At 68.2% G+C, this 15,357-nt stretch carries 18 protein-coding genes and 1 pseudogene; 10 read left to right on the top strand and 9 right to left on the bottom strand.

What is annotated here, in order from left to right; all coding sequences use genetic code 11:
- Nucleotides 1–94 precede the first annotated feature (94 nt).
- Nucleotides 95–424, top strand: coding sequence for a hypothetical protein (locus tag ACP6CK_RS15910; RefSeq protein WP_426954276.1), 330 nt, complete (start codon nucleotides 95–97; stop codon nucleotides 422–424).
- Nucleotides 425–894: 470 nt separating this feature from the next.
- Here the strand turns inward: ACP6CK_RS15910 and ACP6CK_RS15905 are convergent, their stop codons facing one another.
- Nucleotides 895–1,761: a tripartite tricarboxylate transporter substrate binding protein gene (locus ACP6CK_RS15905; RefSeq protein WP_426954275.1), complete on the bottom strand. Its 867-nt coding sequence runs from the start codon at nucleotides 1,759–1,761 to the stop codon at nucleotides 895–897.
- 495 nt (nucleotides 1,762–2,256) lie between these two features.
- On the opposite strand from ACP6CK_RS15905, the gene ACP6CK_RS15900 reads away from it, so the two are divergent.
- Genes ACP6CK_RS15900 through ACP6CK_RS15865 form a run of 8 tightly spaced genes read left to right on the top strand, consistent with a single transcriptional unit; the run spans nucleotide 2,257 to nucleotide 8,400 of the window.
- Nucleotides 2,257–2,718, top strand: a complete 462-nt coding sequence (locus ACP6CK_RS15900) for a (2Fe-2S)-binding protein (protein ID WP_426954274.1) — start codon at nucleotides 2,257–2,259, stop codon at nucleotides 2,716–2,718.
- 13 nt (nucleotides 2,719–2,731) lie between these two features.
- On the top strand, nucleotides 2,732–4,915 hold the full coding sequence (locus ACP6CK_RS15895) for a molybdopterin cofactor-binding domain-containing protein (RefSeq protein WP_426954273.1): 2,184 nt from the start codon (nucleotides 2,732–2,734) through the stop codon (nucleotides 4,913–4,915).
- Between the two features lies 1 nt (nucleotide 4,916).
- Nucleotides 4,917–5,357, top strand: coding sequence for a sulfur oxidation c-type cytochrome SoxX (soxX, locus tag ACP6CK_RS15890; protein WP_426954272.1), 441 nt, complete (start codon nucleotides 4,917–4,919; stop codon nucleotides 5,355–5,357).
- Entirely contained in the window at nucleotides 5,354–5,791 is a 438-nt protein-coding gene (locus tag ACP6CK_RS15885) for a thiosulfate oxidation carrier protein SoxY (RefSeq protein WP_426954271.1), read from the top strand. Before soxX ends, ACP6CK_RS15885 begins: the two co-directional genes overlap by 4 nt.
- 2 nt (nucleotides 5,792–5,793) lie before the next feature.
- A complete protein-coding gene (locus ACP6CK_RS15880; RefSeq protein ID WP_426954270.1) occupies nucleotides 5,794–6,123 on the top strand; it encodes a thiosulfate oxidation carrier complex protein SoxZ in 330 nt (109 codons plus the stop codon).
- A complete protein-coding gene (gene soxA, locus ACP6CK_RS15875; RefSeq protein ID WP_426954269.1) occupies nucleotides 6,120–6,857 on the top strand; it encodes a sulfur oxidation c-type cytochrome SoxA in 738 nt (245 codons plus the stop codon). Before ACP6CK_RS15880 ends, soxA begins: the two co-directional genes overlap by 4 nt.
- Nucleotides 6,854–7,132 carry a c-type cytochrome gene (locus ACP6CK_RS15870; RefSeq protein ID WP_426954268.1) on the top strand — a complete coding sequence of 93 codons (279 nt, stop codon included), beginning with the start codon at nucleotides 6,854–6,856 and terminating at the stop codon, nucleotides 7,130–7,132. Before soxA ends, ACP6CK_RS15870 begins: the two co-directional genes overlap by 4 nt.
- Nucleotides 7,129–8,400 (top strand): FCSD flavin-binding domain-containing protein, encoded by a 1,272-nt coding sequence (locus tag ACP6CK_RS15865; protein WP_426954267.1) that lies wholly within the window; start codon nucleotides 7,129–7,131, stop codon nucleotides 8,398–8,400. Before ACP6CK_RS15870 ends, ACP6CK_RS15865 begins: the two co-directional genes overlap by 4 nt.
- A 7-nt stretch (nucleotides 8,401–8,407) precedes the next feature.
- Here ACP6CK_RS15865 and ACP6CK_RS15860 read toward each other — a convergent pair whose 3' ends face one another.
- From ACP6CK_RS15860 to ACP6CK_RS15845, 4 genes are all read right to left on the bottom strand, one after another.
- Nucleotides 8,408–8,788 (bottom strand): c-type cytochrome, encoded by a 381-nt coding sequence (locus tag ACP6CK_RS15860; RefSeq protein WP_426954266.1) that lies wholly within the window; start codon nucleotides 8,786–8,788, stop codon nucleotides 8,408–8,410.
- A gap of 604 nt (nucleotides 8,789–9,392) precedes the next feature.
- The gene (locus ACP6CK_RS15855) at nucleotides 9,393–9,674 is read right to left on the bottom strand and encodes a hypothetical protein (RefSeq protein WP_426954265.1); all 282 of its coding nucleotides are present in this window, start codon (nucleotides 9,672–9,674) and stop codon (nucleotides 9,393–9,395) included.
- Between the two features lie 185 nt (nucleotides 9,675–9,859).
- Nucleotides 9,860–10,195 carry a hypothetical protein gene (locus tag ACP6CK_RS15850; RefSeq protein WP_426954264.1) on the bottom strand — a complete coding sequence of 112 codons (336 nt, stop codon included), beginning with the start codon at nucleotides 10,193–10,195 and terminating at the stop codon, nucleotides 9,860–9,862.
- Nucleotides 10,196–10,209: 14 nt separating this feature from the next.
- Nucleotides 10,210–10,794: a TylF/MycF/NovP-related O-methyltransferase gene (locus tag ACP6CK_RS15845; protein ID WP_426954263.1), complete on the bottom strand. Its 585-nt coding sequence runs from the start codon at nucleotides 10,792–10,794 to the stop codon at nucleotides 10,210–10,212.
- A 103-nt stretch (nucleotides 10,795–10,897) separates the two neighbouring features.
- On the opposite strand from ACP6CK_RS15845, the pseudogene ACP6CK_RS15840 reads away from it, so the two are divergent.
- Nucleotides 10,898–11,350, top strand: a pseudogene (locus ACP6CK_RS15840) (transposase); the annotation flags it as partial.
- Here the strand turns inward: ACP6CK_RS15840 and ACP6CK_RS15835 are convergent.
- The 4 genes from ACP6CK_RS15835 to ACP6CK_RS15820 all read right to left on the bottom strand — a co-directional run bounded on the left by ACP6CK_RS15835 (nucleotide 11,338) and on the right by ACP6CK_RS15820 (nucleotide 14,952).
- Nucleotides 11,338–11,619 (bottom strand): hypothetical protein, encoded by a 282-nt coding sequence (locus tag ACP6CK_RS15835; RefSeq protein WP_426954262.1) that lies wholly within the window; start codon nucleotides 11,617–11,619, stop codon nucleotides 11,338–11,340. The pseudogene ACP6CK_RS15840 and the gene ACP6CK_RS15835 sit on opposite strands and share 13 nt — an antisense overlap.
- A gap of 864 nt (nucleotides 11,620–12,483) precedes the next feature.
- The gene (locus ACP6CK_RS15830; protein ID WP_426954261.1) at nucleotides 12,484–12,678 is read right to left on the bottom strand and encodes a hypothetical protein; all 195 of its coding nucleotides are present in this window, start codon (nucleotides 12,676–12,678) and stop codon (nucleotides 12,484–12,486) included.
- A 291-nt stretch (nucleotides 12,679–12,969) separates the two neighbouring features.
- Nucleotides 12,970–13,176 carry a cold-shock protein gene (locus tag ACP6CK_RS15825; RefSeq protein ID WP_426954260.1) on the bottom strand — a complete coding sequence of 69 codons (207 nt, stop codon included), beginning with the start codon at nucleotides 13,174–13,176 and terminating at the stop codon, nucleotides 12,970–12,972.
- A 1,536-nt stretch (nucleotides 13,177–14,712) separates the two neighbouring features.
- Nucleotides 14,713–14,952 (bottom strand): hypothetical protein, encoded by a 240-nt coding sequence (locus ACP6CK_RS15820; protein ID WP_426954259.1) that lies wholly within the window; start codon nucleotides 14,950–14,952, stop codon nucleotides 14,713–14,715.
- Nucleotides 14,953–15,357: the final 405 nt, after the last annotated feature.

Raw genomic sequence — 15,357 nt, 5'->3', positions numbered from 1 at the left:
CTCGGCTCGGCTTCAGACTTCAGAACGAGACGGTGCTGGTGTGACCGTCCCCATCGGCCCATAGAGCGAGCCGGATGCAAGAGAGGTTCGCGTGATGGACAAGGAAGAGCTGACCGCCTGGGCCGTGAAGAACGGCTGGCAGGTCATGGCCGGCGCGCCCAGCCTTACCAAGCCGTCCGCGCCGAAAGAGGCCATCGTACGAATGGTCTTCAAGGCGACCGTGGTGAACCTGGAGGTCAAGAAGCCCGCGGGCAAGTGGGAGAAGATCTCCGGCGAGAGCTACGCGAAGATCCAGCCTGATCCGGACACCGGGGTACCTCAAGGTCTCGGCTTCGACAGAATCCCGAGCTTCTCGATGCTCATGCAGGAGAACAAGGATCGGCAGGTCTTCGCTCAGATGGGAGGGGCCCCGAAGCGGCGCTGATACCTGCCTCTGCGAGGACGCGCATTCTGGTTCACCGGCGTGGTTCGGGATCGAGCTTGATCTCGCCTTGCTGCTACGCCACCCGGCAGATCCAGGCGGAGAGTCGGACCAGCAAGACGGGGCGGTCGCTGGACCGGTAATGCCGGAGATGGCCGTGTCGCCAGCCGTACCTTCCATCCAGACCTATGTCGATCCGGCGCTCCTCAAGGCTCTCGCTCGCACCTGCCGATAACAGAAGTGACTGGACGAGGGGCGGTATGACTCGACCATGGAGGTGTCGGCCGCGGAGCGGATTGAGCGTGGTTACCAAGGATCACTGCTGCGTGTGACGTTGCTGGCGCCGAGCATCGCGGAAGGCTTCCTGAACGGGACCGCGCAGGAGGAGTTCAGCTTACCACAACAGTGGGAGTGCTGCCCACAGCCTGGGGCGAACAATGCTTGCTGCCGCCGTGACCGGGGCCATGCCTCGCTCAATCGGCCGTGATACGCGCAGCTCGAATAACTTGCGTCCATCTGGCGATCTCGCTGCGCAAAAGGCCAGAAATCTCAACCGATCCTGCGACGAGTGGCTCGAGGCCCAACTCAGCAAATCGAGCGGTGAGATGAGGAAGGACCTCTCTGGTCGCTCTATCCAGCTGCTCAATGATCGGGCGGGGTGTGGCGGCGGGCACGAACAGCGCCGTCCAGACGCCCATCTCGAAACCCGGCACCGTCTCCGCCACCGCAGGTATTGTCGGTAAAGCCGGGAGGCGCTGCGCCGACGTGACACCGAGGGGCACCAGACGGCCTTCCCGTGAATGGGGCAGGGAGGAAGGCAGGGTGTCGAACATGAGGTCGACTTGCCCCGCGATCACGGCCGATGCTGCCGGGGCCGTGCTCCGGAACGGGACGTGCAAGAGATCGACACCGGCGAGCGACTTGAACAATTCACCCGCGAGGTGGCTTGAGGTGCCGTTGCCGCCTGAGCCGTAGGTGAGCACGCCTGGCTCTGCCCGCGCCCGAGCGATCAGGGCCGCGACGTCCTGGATCCCCTTCGAGGGATGGGCGACGAGGAGGTTCGGACTGGTGGCAACCCCAGATACGGGTGCGAAGTCAGCGACGGGATCGTAGGTCAGGTTGCGATAGAGCCCGACATTCATCGCGTGGGTGCTGATCGTCCCCATCAGGACCGTGTAGCCGTCGGGGGCACTCCGAGCGGCAGCTTCCGTTCCGATGATTCCCGCGGCACCGGCCCGGTTGTCCACGGTCACGGGCTGGCCAAGACTGACCGACAGGCGCTCGGCCAGGATCCGCGCCGCGATATCCGTGAACCCGCCCGGGGCAAAGGCGACGATCATTCGAATGGGGCGCGTCGGCCACGCCTGAGCCCGCACCGCCCGCGGCAGAGCGCCGAGCAACCCAATCCCAGCGGTCGCCGATAAGGCATGACGTCTGGTCAACACGGCAGCATCCCTCCGCACCTCGTCTCCGCGACGCCGCATGAGGACGCCATGGCGCGCTGCTCAGAGCAAGAGGCGAAGCAGGCGGGGCTGAACCATCTAGAACCGCTCAGAATGAAGTATTCCCATCCGGGCAATGCGGATCGTGCGGCTGCTGGGTGAGAGGGTGCACCGATTGGCCGAACGGAAGATGGCTGCCACGCGACGGAGAGACTCGTTCGCAACTGCCGTGTGCCGGAATAGATGGGCCGCACCTTCGCGGACGTGCCGCGCGGCAGGAAGTAGCCCACCCCCCCCGCTCCGAAGCGGTACTTCGCGATTGCGGGCCGCATGCAACCGTGACGATACTGGCGGGCAGGACGCGGCCTCAGCCCGCGCGGGAGGGAGATCACGATGGCCACACTGAACGTCAACGGGCGACCGGTGCAGGTGGATGCCGACCCGGAGACTCCCCTGCTCTGGGCGATCCGGGACCATGTGGGGCTGACCGGCACGAAGTACGGCTGCGGCATCGCCCAGTGCGGCGCCTGCACCGTGCACCTGGACGGGCAGGCCGTTCGCTCCTGCGCCATGCCCCTCTCCGCGGTGTCCGAGGACCAGAAGATCGTCACGATCGAGGGCCTCTCGCCCGATGGAAACCATCCGCTCCAGGTCGCTTGGCGCGCGCTGGACGTGCCGCAGTGCGGCTTCTGCCAGTCCGGTATGATCATGGCGGCCGCGGCGCTGCTGGCCGAGAAGCCGCGCCCGACGGACGAGGACATCAACGAGGCGATCAGCAACATCTGCCGATGCGGCACCTACAACCGGGTGCGCGCGGGCATCCACCAGGCCGCCCGCGGCGGCATCACCGGTTAAGGAGGGACGCGCCATGACGACGATCGAAGCCTTGCGCCCGTCCCGCCGCGGGATGCTGAAGGCCGGCGCCGGGGCCGTGCTGCTCGGATTCCACCTGCCCGCCCGGCAGGCCGCGGCCCAGCCCGCACCCGCCGCAGCGGCCACGCCCGAGCTCAACGCCTGGGTGGTGATCCACCCGGATGACCGCGTGGTGCTCCGCATGGCCAAGACGGAGATGGGCCAGGGCGTCCGCACCGGCCTCGCGCAGATGTTCGCGGAGGAGATGGGGTGCGACTGGTCGAAGCTCTCGACCGAATATGTCACCCCCGGCCAGAGCCTCGCCCGCAACCGCGCCTGGGGCAACTTCCTCACCGCCGGGAGCCAGGGCATCCGGTCCAGCCAGGAGATCGTCCGGAAGGGTGGCGCCGCGGCGCGGATGATGCTGGTCCAGGCCGCCGCGACCCGCTGGGGCGTGCCCGCCGAGGCGTGCTCTGCCCGGGACGGGGTCATCAGCCACGCCGGCAGCGGGCGCAGCCTGCGCTATGGCGAAGTCGCGGCCGAAGCCGCGCGCCTGACCCCGCCGGCGGACGTGCCGCTGAAGGACCCGGCGCAGTGGACGGTGATCGGGCGCCCGGTGGCACGGCTCGATACGGCGCCCAAGACCACGGGCCGGCAGGTCTACGGCCAGGACCTCCGGATGCCGGGGATGCTCGTCGCGGTGCCCCGGCGCTGCCCCGTCTTCGGCGGCACCCTGCGCAGCTTCGACGCGGCGGCCGTGTCCGGGAACCCCGGCGTGCGCCACGTGCTCAAGGTGGGCGATTCCGCGGTGGCGGTGGTGGCCGACACCTTCTGGCAGGCCAAGACCGCGCTCGACGCCCTGCCGGTCGAATGGGACATGGGGGAGAACGGGCGCGTCTCCTCAGAGACGATCTCCGCCGTGCTGGACGAGGGCCTGACCGCGTCCGAGGCCTTCATCGGCAACCAGAACGGCGACGCGCGCGCCGCTATCGCAGGCGCGGCCCGGCGGGTGGAGGCAACCTACTCCTACCCCTACCAGAACCACGCGCCGATGGAGCCGATGAACGCGACCGTGGTCTGGACCCCCACGCGCTGCGACGTCTGGTGCCCGACCCAGAACGGGGAGGCGGCGCTGGCCGCCGCCGCCCAGGCCGCCGGCCTACCGCAGACGGCCGTGGACGTGCATCGCGTGGACCTCGGCGGCGGCTTCGGCCGGCGCACCGTGCATGACTGGCTGGCGGACGCGATCCTGATCGCGCGGCAGGTGCCGGGCACGCCCATCAAGACGATGTGGACGCGCGAGGAGGACATGGTGCAGGGACGCTATCACCCCGTCACCAAATGCCGCCTCGTCGCCGGGCTGGATGCGGAGAACCGGATCACGGGGCTGCACATGCGCATCTCCGGCCAGTCCATCCTCTCCACAGCCTTCCCCGGCGGCCTGCAGAACGGGCGCGATCCCGTGCAGTTCCAGGGCCTGAATGCCGGCGGCGCTGAGAGTGCGATCGGCTACACCTTCCCGAACCTGCTGATCGACCACGCCATGCGGAACCCGCACGTACCCGCGCATTTCTGGCGGGGCGTGAACCACAACCAGAACGCGGTCTACCTCGAGTGCTTCCTGGACGAGGTGGCGCACGCCACCAACCAGGACCCGCTGGCGCTCCGGCGAAGCCTGATGGCGAACCATCCGAAGCACCTGGCCGTGCTGAACGCGGTCGCGGAGCGGATCGGCTGGACCACGCCGGCGCCGGCCGGGGTGCATCGCGGCCTGGCGCAGCAGATGGGCTTCGGCAGCTACGTCGCCGCGGCGGCGGAGGTCTCGGTCAGCGACCGCGGGGAGCTGCGCATCCAGCGCATCGTGGCCGCGACGGATTGCGGCTACGCTGTAAACCCCCGCCAGATCGAGATGCAGGTGGAGGGATCTTTCGTGTATGGCCTCTCGGCCATGCTGCACAGTGCCTGCACGGTGAAAGACGGCGCCATCGAGCAGACGAACTTCGACACCTACAACGTCATGCGGATGGACGAGATGCCGCGGGTTGAGACCATCGTCATGCCCTCCGGCGGTTTCTGGGGCGGCGTGGGCGAGCCGACGATCATGGTCGCGGCCCCCGCCGTGCTGAACGCGGTCTTCGCGGCGACCGGCAAGCGCATCCGCGACCTGCCACTGGGGGATCAGCTCCGGCGCCGGACGTGAGGTGCGGGCGGCGCTGGCCGTGCTGACCCTCCTCGCTGCGCCGGCGGCGGGGCAGGTGGCGCCCTTCGTGATGACGGAGGACGCCATCGAGGCGCCGCTGAACGGTCTGCGCGGCGACCGCGCGCGGGGCGAGGCGGTGGTGCGGAACCGCGAGACGGCGAACTGCCTGATCTGCCACAGCATCCCGGTCCCGGCGGAGCGCTTCATGGGCGAGGTCGGCCCGCCGCTGGCGGGGGTAGGGGCGCGCCTGACGCCGGGGCAGATCCGGCTCCGTGTGGTGGACCCGACGCTGTGGAACCCGGACGCGGTCATGCCGCCCTATCACCGCGTGGAGGGCCTGGTCCGGGTGGACCCGCGTTTCCGGGGCCGCCCGGCGCTGTCGGCGCAGGAGGTGGAGGACGTGGTGGCCTATCTGAGTGCGCTGGAGAATCCGGAACCATGACGCGGCTGTCCCGTCGTACGGTGCTCGGAGCGCCGCTCGCGGCACTTCCCCTGCCCGCCGCCGCGGAGGAGGATTTCGTGGCGGCGGAGCGCGCCATCCTCGCCGGCCGAGGCCCGGCCGAGGGCGGGATCGTCCTCGACATCCCCCCCTTGTCCGAGAACGGCAACTCTGTGGACCTCTCGGTGAGGGTGGACAGCCCCATGACGGCGGAGGACCACGTCACCGCCATCCACATCCTGTCGGAGAAGAACCCCTTCCCCCGCGTCGCGACCTTCACCCTGACGCCGCGGGCCGGGCGGGCGGAGGTTGCCACGCGCATCCGTCTGGCGACCACCCAGACGATCCTGGCCCTGGCCGAGACGAGCCGCGGAACCGTCCACCGCGCCTCCCGCGAGGTGATCGTCGTGCTCGGTGCCTGCGTGGAGACGGGATAGCGATGCGCACGGTTCCCATCACCGCGCGGATCACCCTCCCGCCTTCCGTGCAACGCGGCGAGGTGGTGACAGTGCGCGCCCTCGTGCGCCATCCGATGGACCGGGCGGTGGATGCGCCCGGGCTGACGCCGATCCCGCGCAAGATCCTCCACACCCTCCGCGTGACCTATGCGGGGGAGGAGGTGTTCCGCATGACCCTCTCCCCCGGCATTGCCGCGAACCCCTATCTCGAGTTCACCACGGTCGCGACGGAGACTGGCGACCTCGTCTTCGAGTGGGAGGAGGATGGCGGCGCCATTTACCGGCGCGAGGCGCGCCTGGTCGTGACGTGACGCGCGCCGGGCGGGCGCTTGTGACGCTGCTCGCCCTGCTCACCGGGGCAGCGGATGTGCGCCCGACCCGGGACTATCTCTCCCCGGACATCCGCGCGGCGCAGGACGATCCCTCGCGCCACCCCGGCTGGCTCTGGGTGGAGGAGGGGGAGGCGCTGTGGCACGCCGGAGACCGGTCCTGCGCCTCCTGTCACGGTGACATGGCCAGCATGGCGGGGGTCGCCGCGCGCTACCCCGCAGTGGCCGCGGACGGCGCGCTCCTGAACCTGGAAGGCCGGATCGAGCGATGCCGCACCGAGCACCAGGGGCAGCCCGCTTTCGGCTACGAGAGCGAGGCCTTGCTTTCGCTGACCGCCGCGGTGGCGGCGCGATCCCGCGGCATGCCCGTGGCGGTCCGGACGGACGGCCCGGCGGCGCCCTTCCTCGAGGAGGGGCGGCGCTTCTACGAGACCCGGCAGGGGCAGTTGAACCTCTCCTGCGGGCAGTGCCACGATGACAATGCGGGCCGGCGGCTGCGGGGCGATGTGATCTCCAACGGCCTCGGCACCGGATATCCGGCGTATCGGCTGGAGTGGAACACGATGGGCTCCCTGCACCGACGACTGCGCGCCTGCTCCCTCGGCGTCCGGGCGGAGCAGCTTCCCCTCGGGTCGCGGGAATACCGGACGCTGGAGCTCTTCCTGGCCAGCCGCGCGAGTGGGTTGCCGATCGAGGCGCCGGGGCTGCGCCGATGATCCGGGCCGCCCTTGTCCTCGCCCTCCTAGCGGTCCCGGCCGCGGCGCAGACCGCGCCCGGTGTGGCGGAGGGCTGCGTGACCTGCCACGGTCCGCGCGGCGCGGGGTCCGGGAGCGTGCCGCCGCTTGCGGGCCGGGACGCGGCGGACCTGGCCACGGCGATGGCGGCCTTCCGCGCCAACGAGCGGCCCGCCACCATCATGAACCGGATCGTCCGGGGCTACACCGAGGCAGAGGTAGCGGCCGCCGTGACCTACTTCTCGGGCCTGCGATGACCAGCCCCGCCCCTCGCCGCGCCCTCCTCGGGGCCGCTCTCGTCGCGCCCATGGTGGCCCGCGCCCAGACCGCGGCGCGGTTGCTGGTGGTGGGCGGCGGCTTCGGCGGCGCCTCCGCGGCCTCCTATGCGCGTCGCGAGTATCCCTGGCTCGACGTGACGCTGGTCGAGCCTCGCACGCGGTATGTCACCTGTCCCTATTCCAACCGCATCCTCGCGGGCGATCGATCGCTGGCCGACGTCACCCACGGCTATGATGGGCTGCGGGCGAGCGGCGCCCGGGTGGTGCATGACCGCGCCGTCCATATCGACCCCGTGGCGCGCCGGGTACGCCTCGGCGGCGGCGCGGTGCTCGGCTACGACCGCCTGATCCTCTCCCCCGGGATCGCGCTTCGGTTCGGCGCGCTGGATGGCTACGACGAGGGCGCGGCGGAGCGGATGCCGCATGCCTGGATCGGGGCAGACGGCGCACAGATCACGCTCCTGCGGCAGCAGCTGGAGGCGATGCCGGATGGGGGCGTCGTCGGCCTAGCCGTCCCCGCCAATCCCTTCCGCTGCCCGCCCGGTCCCTATGAGCGGATCAGCCAGATCGCCGCCTATCTCTCGCGCCACAAGCCGCGGTCCAAGATCCTCGCGCTCGACGCAAAGGACACCTTCTCGAAGCAGGGCCTGTTCCAGGATGCCTGGCGCGCCCTCTATCCCGGCATGATCGAGTGGGTGTCTGCATCCAACGACGGCCGCGTGGTCCGCGCCGATCCCGGCGCCATGGTACTGGAGACGGAGTTCGGCACCCGGCACCGCGTGGACGTGGCCAACGTCATCCCACCGCAATCCGCCGCGGCCATCGCGGCCGATGCCGGGCTGGCCGACCGCACGGGCTGGGTGCCGGTGGATGCCCGGACGCTGGAGGCACGCGCGGCGCCGGGCGTTCACGTGGTCGGGGATGCGATGATTCCCGGGCCGATGCCGAAATCCGGCTTCCTGGCCAGTTCCGAGGCGAAGGCCGCCGTCGCGGCCGCGGCCGCCATGCTGCGAGGGGAGCCTCCGCCGGAGCCGGTCTTCGTCAATACCTGCTACTCCCATGTCGGGCCGGACTACGCGATCTCGGTGGCCAACATCTTCCGCGCGGATGCGGCGGGCCGGAGCTTCGCCGAGGTCCCGGCCTCCGGTGGGACTTCCCCGCGCGGCGACCTGCCGGAGCAGCGGCGGCTGGAGGCGCTGCACGCGGACGGGTGGTACGCCAGCATCACCCGCGAGCTGTTCGGCTGACGCGCCCTCAGGGCTGCGCGGCCGAGCGCTCCCGCAGCCAGGCGACGAGCGCCTCGAGCCGTGCCTCGTCGCGCAGGCCTGGATAGGCCATCGTGCCGCCCGGGACGACCTCGCGCGGGTTGCGGAGATAGGCGCGGACGGTCTCCTCGTCCCAGCGCAGCCCGGCCTCCGCCTTCGCGCGCATGGCGGCGGAGTAGCGGAAGTTCTCCGCCGCGCCCGCGGCACGCCCCCAGAAGCCGGCGAGGCCCGGGCCGACGCGGTTGCGGGCGTCCATGCCGTGACAGGCGGAGCAGTCCCGCCGGAAGATCGCCTCGCCATCCGGCGGGGTCTGCGCGACGGCGACCGTCGGCAGCAGCAGGAGAGCGGCGAGGGCGATGCGGATGGACAAGGACGGGCTCCTGAACTGGTAGGCTGGAACCCCGAGGTAAAGAACTTATGCCGTAGCGCGCAAGCTATCGGACAGGCGGCGGGCCGAGGCTGATCCGGAGGGAACTGTCTATGCCGGCGGGCTCGGACGTGCTTGTGGCCGACGCGCTCGCTCGTGCGAGTCGCGAAGAGTTGGACCCGCTCACCGGTCGAGATGGTGACTGCGTGGCCGACGATGGTGACCAGGTCCTTGTGACGCGCGCCTTCATCCGAAGCGCACGCGAGCCGTTCTTGGCGTTGTTGCAGGTCACGCACTCCACTAGCCCTGCCAGGGCCTCCATGGGCGCAGACCAGTGGGCCACCGCTCCTGCTCGGGCTGCTCCTGCTCCTGCTCCTGCTCCGCATGGGCATGCGAGGCGCGAGCACCTGGCGCCTCTTCCGCGAAGGAGCCTTGATAATCGGCACGACGCCCGCGACTGACGGCTGCCTCGCCTGGATGCGTGGTCCCTGACGCAGAGCAACCGAGACGGCTGGAGCGGCAACGGGGAGAGTGAGGGATGCGGGACGCCTCCGCGGTGGCAACGTCGGTTCAGGCTTTGGCGGCCTCCTGGCTGTGCGAGCCCCACCTATGCTCCGCAGAGATGACGCTCATCGATCGGGAGAAGCCGCACTTGTGTTGGCCCGCCTTCCCTGTCGCCCTCGAGCTCCTGCTCGGAGGTCGCCCCGGCGAGGGACGGCCACAGCGGGTGCTCCCGCGTCACGCGCCCCGTGAGCAGGTCGAAGCTGACCCAACGTCGCTGATTCTCATGCTCAGCCTGGTAAGCCAGGGCGGGAGTGGAGAGGGTGCGGCCGAGATCCGCGGTCTGCACGAGACGCGCGCGGGGATTCACGGCCCGGATCTCGCGCATGGCAAGACGGGTTCCCGACAGCTCATTCACCAGGATGCGGAGGAAGACGGCGTCGTCCTGGGCATGGGGTACCAGTGGCCGAAGAGGCCGCTGAACCGGGCCGTGGTCAGTGGTTCGTTGACCGGGGTGTAGCCTTCCGGCCAGGGATGGCGTTCCGCCACGGCGCGGGCGTAGGCCGCGAAACGCTACGGGAAATCCGGCTCCGCAAGGCTCGTCTCCCGCGGACCGCTGCCATGATGCAGAAGGCCTGCGATCGGCCGGACGCCAGGGTTCCGGATGGTCGCGAGCCGCTTATCCGTCCATCGCCAGTCGGCCTTGGCCAGGCCGTCGGGCGCGACACGCTCCCACAGCACGGGGTAGCGAATGGCGCGGATTCCCAGACCGGCGAAGGCGTGGAGGTCGGACTCGCGATGCTCGTGGCCACTCAGGAAGGTCTGGTCCACGTAGCCGTCGCCGATCCTGGTGACCGTGCACTCGATGCCGCCCCACATCTCGGGTGGCGTCACGGAGGTGCCTTTCACGGGGACGGGTCTCCTCAACCCGTCACCCGGATGGCGACCTGCTCATGCTCCGCGTTGAAGGCGAGGTACTCATAGGACAGGGTCCGGGCCGCCGCGAACGCCGTGAAGGCACGGAACTCGTGGTCCTCCCGGCCGGGGTAGTTGAAGAGCTCGTCGAAGACGATGATCGAACCCTGGATGAGCCGATTCCCGAGTTGGTCGAAGACGCAGCGCGTCGAGGAGTAGAGGTCGCAATCGACGTGAAGGAGGGCGATCGGCGCCCGCCCGGCGCGGCAGAAGGCGGGCAAGCTTGCATCGAACCAGCCCTTGATCAGCCGCACGTTGGCGCGGACCGGCGGCAGTCGCCCGTCGGTGCTGAACATTCCTGGCTCGAAGTCGGGACGCCAGAAGTCAGGCAAGCCCTCGAAGGAGGCGAAGCTGTGGACGAGCCGGCCCGGCAAACGGCCGGCGGTGTGGTTGATAGAGGTCGTCTGGAAGACGCCGAACTCGAGCACGAGCCCTTCGTCCGGTGTGCATGCGAGGGCGGCATCCATGACCTCGAAGTGGCAGTGGCACCGCTGCGCTTCGCGGAGGTCAGGGAGGAGACCCGTCGTGTTCATCAGTTCCATGCTCAAGGGGACGGCTCCAGATCGCGGCGGTGTACGTGTCCGGGCGACTCGAGTCCTTACGAGTGGCCCGTCGGCGTTCCCGCAGTCCGCCCGCTCGGGCGGCGTCGGCGTGAAAGGTGTCCGCGGCTACGACGCGGGAAAGATGGTGACCGGGCGCAAGCGCCACGCCCTGGTGGAAAGCGATGGTAGGCTCCTGCTCGCCGCCGTCTCGCCCGCCTCCCTACACGACAGCCACGGCGGGGCGGCCCTCCTGGCCATGTCGCGCCGCCTCTGGCCGTTCCTGGCCCGCTGCTTCACCGACCGCGCCTACGCCGGTCCACGCGTCGCCCAGGCCTCGCCCGTTGCCGTCACCGTCGTCGGCAAACGGCCTGGGCAGAAAGGCTTCGCCGTCCAACCCAGGTGCTGGGTGGTGGAGAGGTCCTTCGCCTGGTTCGGCCTATGCCGACGTCTGGCCCGCGACCACGAGGCTACCATCAGCTCCGCCGTCGCCTTCTTCACCCTCGCCGCCGCCATGATCCTCGTCCGGCGTTTGGCTCAGCCGTTATGAAGCGGGCTCTTAGACTTCCCGCCGAACTCTTCCATAAGGCTTTCGATCGTCGGCGCCTCGTTGAACGAGGCCCATGCCTGGAGCGACGTTCCGACAGGATCCTCGACGTATACCTTGGTCACATGGCCATTGAGGCTCAGCTTGCTGGCAACATCGATGGCCGCCTTCGTTGCGGCGGCCTTCGACTTGTAGCCCTCGTACTGGCTCCCCGCATGAGTGATTGCCCAGCCGTTCCCAGCCTGTCGGACGTGGTAGGTCAAATCCTGCATCGCATGTTCCGTTCCTGATCGGCTGGTGCCCCGCCTAACCTGGGCCTGGGAAGAGCAGTAGCACCTCTAAGAGGGGAGGCGGAGTTCAATGCGCGTAAGGGGATTCGCGTGGCAAGACTGATGAGGCTGCCCTGACCCCCATACCGCTTAGCTGGGTACGCCTCGGCTCGGGGGGAAGCGCGTCTGATCTCCGGAGCGCGTCAGACCGTCACGCGTTCGCAGTTGGTCGTCTCGAAGGGATCAGGGCGGTAAACCAAATCTGACTCGAGATGCTGGTCTGCGAAGCGGAACTGGAAGCCGCTCGACGCAGAGTTCCCGACGCCCAAGCACGAGCGGCTGCTACGGAGAGATCCCTCGTCGACATGGGCGGCAGGCCGGCCCCGTGCCAGCCGAGGCTGCAACGGCGCTCCTGCCCCTGGAGAGCCATCGAACGGCTCTTCAGAGGGCGCAAGACGATCTGGCACGGCTCAAGGACGAACTGCCCTGTGAGCGTGCAGCGGGCGGCCTTGTCGCGGGGGAGGGGGCCTGCTTTGTAGCGGCGCCATCTCACGGTCAGGATGAGAATGGGCAACGCACCTGTCTAGCAAGGCCCGATCTTTGATGCGCCCTGGTCGTCCACCGGACGGCGGGCAAGAGCGACGGCTCCGAGCAACCCGCCCTACGGCCTGCCGTTCAACCCCTTGAGGCGTGCAGGTGGGGCCTGGAGGTGGGCCCCGGCAATGTCATCCCCCTGGGGTCACTCCCCTTACGATGACACCCGCTCCCATCGCCCTGATCTCAGTCCACGGTCGCCATTGCCCGTTCCGGCGCCGTCCCACCCGATTGGGGCACATCGGATGTCTCCTTCTCGTTGCTTTGCCGGAACTACTGGGTCGTGCGGTTCTGCGTGAGAAGGCTGATGCAGCCGGGTGTACGCAGATTGTGGTGGGGCGCGCGTACGCCCAATATCTTGCGTTGGAAACGAACGAGACGCCGCTCCAGCAGGCCAAACACCGTCTGGCAGAGGGAGATGACCGGATCAGCAGGCAGGAGACGTTGCTTGTGAAGCATGTCCATCATGTGCCCTCAGTCACTTCGAGCGCGCCGGCATGGAGAGCAATGGAGCAACTCACCCCTTGGGGGGGAAGCTGGGGTCTGTGTCGGCCGTCATACGGTGCGGCGAGGCGCTGGTGAGCAGTTCGGCCCGGGCGAGCGGGCGGCCCTTACGGCGCGGCCACGGTCCGGCCGGCGATCAATCAAGGATAGGGCAAGAAAAGCCCCGGCTGGAAATCTCCAACCGGGGCTCAAAGACCCGCGAAGGTGTCGCGCTTCGGAGGCTTTCTAGAGGGCGGCAATCTTGCCGCCCAACCTTCAGGCGGCGCGCAGGCTGCCAGCGGAAGACTTACCGCGCTGATCCTGCTGGACCTCGTACTCGAGCTTGTCGCCCTCGCGGGGCTCCTGCATGCCTGCACGCTGCACGTCCGAGACGTGGAGGAAGACGTCCTTGGAGCCGTCCTCGGGCTGAATGAAGCCGTAACCCTTGGACGCATTGAACCACTTAACGGTACCGATAGACATGACTTGATTCCGATCAAACCGGAACACCACCGGACAGTATTGTCCAGGCAGATCATCTTCAATTTGAAACGGAAAACCAGCCGATACCCAAACGAACGGGTAGAAGAAGCAGACCGAAACAACGAAACTGACCTCCTTCAGCTACAAGCTGTCTTTCTGCTTTGCAAGATATTTCGGGGAGGGTGGCCTGGACGCCGGCCGCACTGTTGCGCCGCCAATGTCAGACCAGCCTGCTCTACTCAGTCACTCGCACCGGACCATGGCGGAGAAGGGCGCCAGGGCGGGCCGGCTTACGAGCATCGGGGCGCCCAGTGGTCGGTGGTCGTAAGTCGCTGGCGTGGTAGCCACATAAAGGGGATGGACACCTCATCCCCTGCTGCCCGAGCCAGCGATGCCATCCTCAATCTTCTCTCAGGACCTGTCGACGAGTGCGCCTTGCTGATGGCTCGCGGCGAAGTGGCGGGAGCCCAGGAGAAGCTTAAGCTGATAGCCGAGCGCCTCAGGCGAATTCGGAGGGATCTGAGGGACAGCGAAGCGCCCCCTGTTTAGGGTCCTGCTACGTCGAGGGCGCGGTCAGGCCCGGGATCCGCTGTTCGGGCATAGCGTCGCCCCGGCGGGCTCAGGAAGCTGCTACCCGGTGCAGGCGACCATCACCAGCGTTGCAGTCCAGAGAGCGAGAGTCGTCCATACGATGGATCGCATGTCGGGCTTCCTGCCGGCTCAGTCGCCCAACGCATGACCCCGTTGCGAGATGGCAACCTCTCCCTCGTATGGATTACCGTTCCTGCGGCACCCAGCGCCCGACCAAGGACAGGGTGGCATCGTCGATCATCCGCCCTGTATCGTGCTGCACGTCCGTGCTGGCCCTGGGCTGGTCGCCATCAGGGGGCCAATCGCCAGCAACCTCAGGAAGAGTCACGATTGCTGCCAATTTCGCAGTGGCAGCGTGAGGAGAATGCTGCGTGGTGCACGGTTCACCACCTTACACGACCATTGGTGCAGCAACTGCTGCGCACGTCACGCCCTGCATACCGCCGCTCCCGCTGCTCCGTGGTTTCGCACGGTATCGGCTCGACCAGCATCGGCAGCGTTCACCCCGTATGATGGCGGTTATCCTTGATTGTCACGGTTGTTGCCGCCTCCAGGTGCTTGTCCCCCTGACCCTAGGTGCAATGGGAACGCCAGCGGCATGCGAGTGTTCGGGTCTTGGCGCATCATCGCGCTTGGCTTCCTCGCGACAAGGGAAAGGGTGACATCGCTGTCCGGGCAGTCCGGGCGACACGCCGTGCCCCTTACTCGGCAGGTCGTCGGGTCATAGGACCGAGCCGGTCAGGTCCGAAACCGAGGCTCAGAGATGACCCTCTTCGACGTGCAGAGCCTGCTTCTCAGCCAGGCGAGCCAGCACCCACTCGGACTGGAAGGGGCCGCATGACTTTCGCGCGGCCACTCGAAACCTACGGAGCGCGGGCTGCTGACGGCCATCGCTGCGCCAGCCTGGACGACGTTCCGAGTGCTTCGGCAGGGCTTTCCTAAGCGTCAGGTGCGGTCGGCAAATGGTGGGACGTCCACCAGCGTGCCGATCAGACGCAACAGAGCCTGATGCTCCGGGCCTTTCGTAGCAGCGTTGAGGAACTCGCCCAATTCGATGGGGGAGAGCCGTCCTCCAGACGGTGCATTTGGCTGGTGAATGACAAACGCATGCCCGTTCTGTGGCTCTCGGCCCAGAAACCAGGAGTCTCCATTTGGGCTGCGGTACAACTCGCGACGCTCTGCCATGACTGGCATCCCATGCTTCCCGCCAAGGATATGGGAACTTGGTGCCACGTGCGAGAACTGTGCGCGGGAGAAGGGATATCAAAGGTGGGGGCTTGTACGACCGTGGCGCGGGTGGTGGAACGCCTCGGGGCGAAGCTCGCGGAATGGCCGGTCTTGGCCGCGAGCAGCATGTCTGCTCTTGGACGAGTGGTAGAGGGAGGTCACCGTTCGCCGGCCTGCCCGCGACCACAAGTCATGACTTCAAGGCGCCGCTGACTGAACACTCGGGAACTTGGGCCCGAGCATAGCGATTGCTTTCCCGTTATTCCGGGTACGGCTAGCCTCATAGGTTAGAGCCCGCCCGGCCGCCAAACGCTAGGCTATCTGCGGTGTGCCTTGCAGGCCGTAAGGGTATCCCCCCTGCCG

The sequence above is a fragment of the Muricoccus radiodurans genome (assembly GCF_050154705.1).
In the GTDB taxonomy this organism is placed as follows: Bacteria; Pseudomonadota; Alphaproteobacteria; order Acetobacterales; family Acetobacteraceae; genus Roseomonas; species Roseomonas radiodurans.
This window is presented reverse-complemented; position numbering and strand designations above follow the sequence as displayed.

Excerpts from the sequence above, each read along its gene's own strand:
- ACP6CK_RS15910 (WP_426954276.1), top strand. The coding sequence starts at position 95 with ATGGACAAGGAAGAGCTGACCGCCTGGGCCGTGAAGAACGGCTGGCAG.
- ACP6CK_RS15905 (WP_426954275.1), bottom strand. The coding sequence starts at position 1,761 with ATGATCGTCGCCTTTGCCCCGGGCGGGTTCACGGATATCGCGGCGCGG.
- ACP6CK_RS15900 (WP_426954274.1), top strand. The coding sequence starts at position 2,257 with ATGGCCACACTGAACGTCAACGGGCGACCGGTGCAGGTGGATGCCGAC.
- ACP6CK_RS15895 (WP_426954273.1), top strand. The coding sequence starts at position 2,732 with ATGACGACGATCGAAGCCTTGCGCCCGTCCCGCCGCGGGATGCTGAAG.
- ACP6CK_RS15885 (WP_426954271.1), top strand. The coding sequence starts at position 5,354 with ATGACGCGGCTGTCCCGTCGTACGGTGCTCGGAGCGCCGCTCGCGGCA.
- ACP6CK_RS15880 (WP_426954270.1), top strand. The coding sequence starts at position 5,794 with ATGCGCACGGTTCCCATCACCGCGCGGATCACCCTCCCGCCTTCCGTG.
- ACP6CK_RS15870 (WP_426954268.1), top strand. The coding sequence starts at position 6,854 with ATGATCCGGGCCGCCCTTGTCCTCGCCCTCCTAGCGGTCCCGGCCGCG.
- ACP6CK_RS15865 (WP_426954267.1), top strand. The coding sequence starts at position 7,129 with ATGACCAGCCCCGCCCCTCGCCGCGCCCTCCTCGGGGCCGCTCTCGTC.
- ACP6CK_RS15855 (WP_426954265.1), bottom strand. The coding sequence starts at position 9,674 with ATGCGCGAGATCCGGGCCGTGAATCCCCGCGCGCGTCTCGTGCAGACC.
- ACP6CK_RS15845 (WP_426954263.1), bottom strand. The coding sequence starts at position 10,794 with ATGAACACGACGGGTCTCCTCCCTGACCTCCGCGAAGCGCAGCGGTGC.
- ACP6CK_RS15835 (WP_426954262.1), bottom strand. The coding sequence starts at position 11,619 with ATGCAGGATTTGACCTACCACGTCCGACAGGCTGGGAACGGCTGGGCA.
- ACP6CK_RS15830 (WP_426954261.1), bottom strand. The coding sequence starts at position 12,678 with ATGATGGACATGCTTCACAAGCAACGTCTCCTGCCTGCTGATCCGGTC.
- ACP6CK_RS15825 (WP_426954260.1), bottom strand. The coding sequence starts at position 13,176 with ATGTCTATCGGTACCGTTAAGTGGTTCAATGCGTCCAAGGGTTACGGC.
- ACP6CK_RS15820 (WP_426954259.1), bottom strand. The coding sequence starts at position 14,952 with ATGGCAGAGCGTCGCGAGTTGTACCGCAGCCCAAATGGAGACTCCTGG.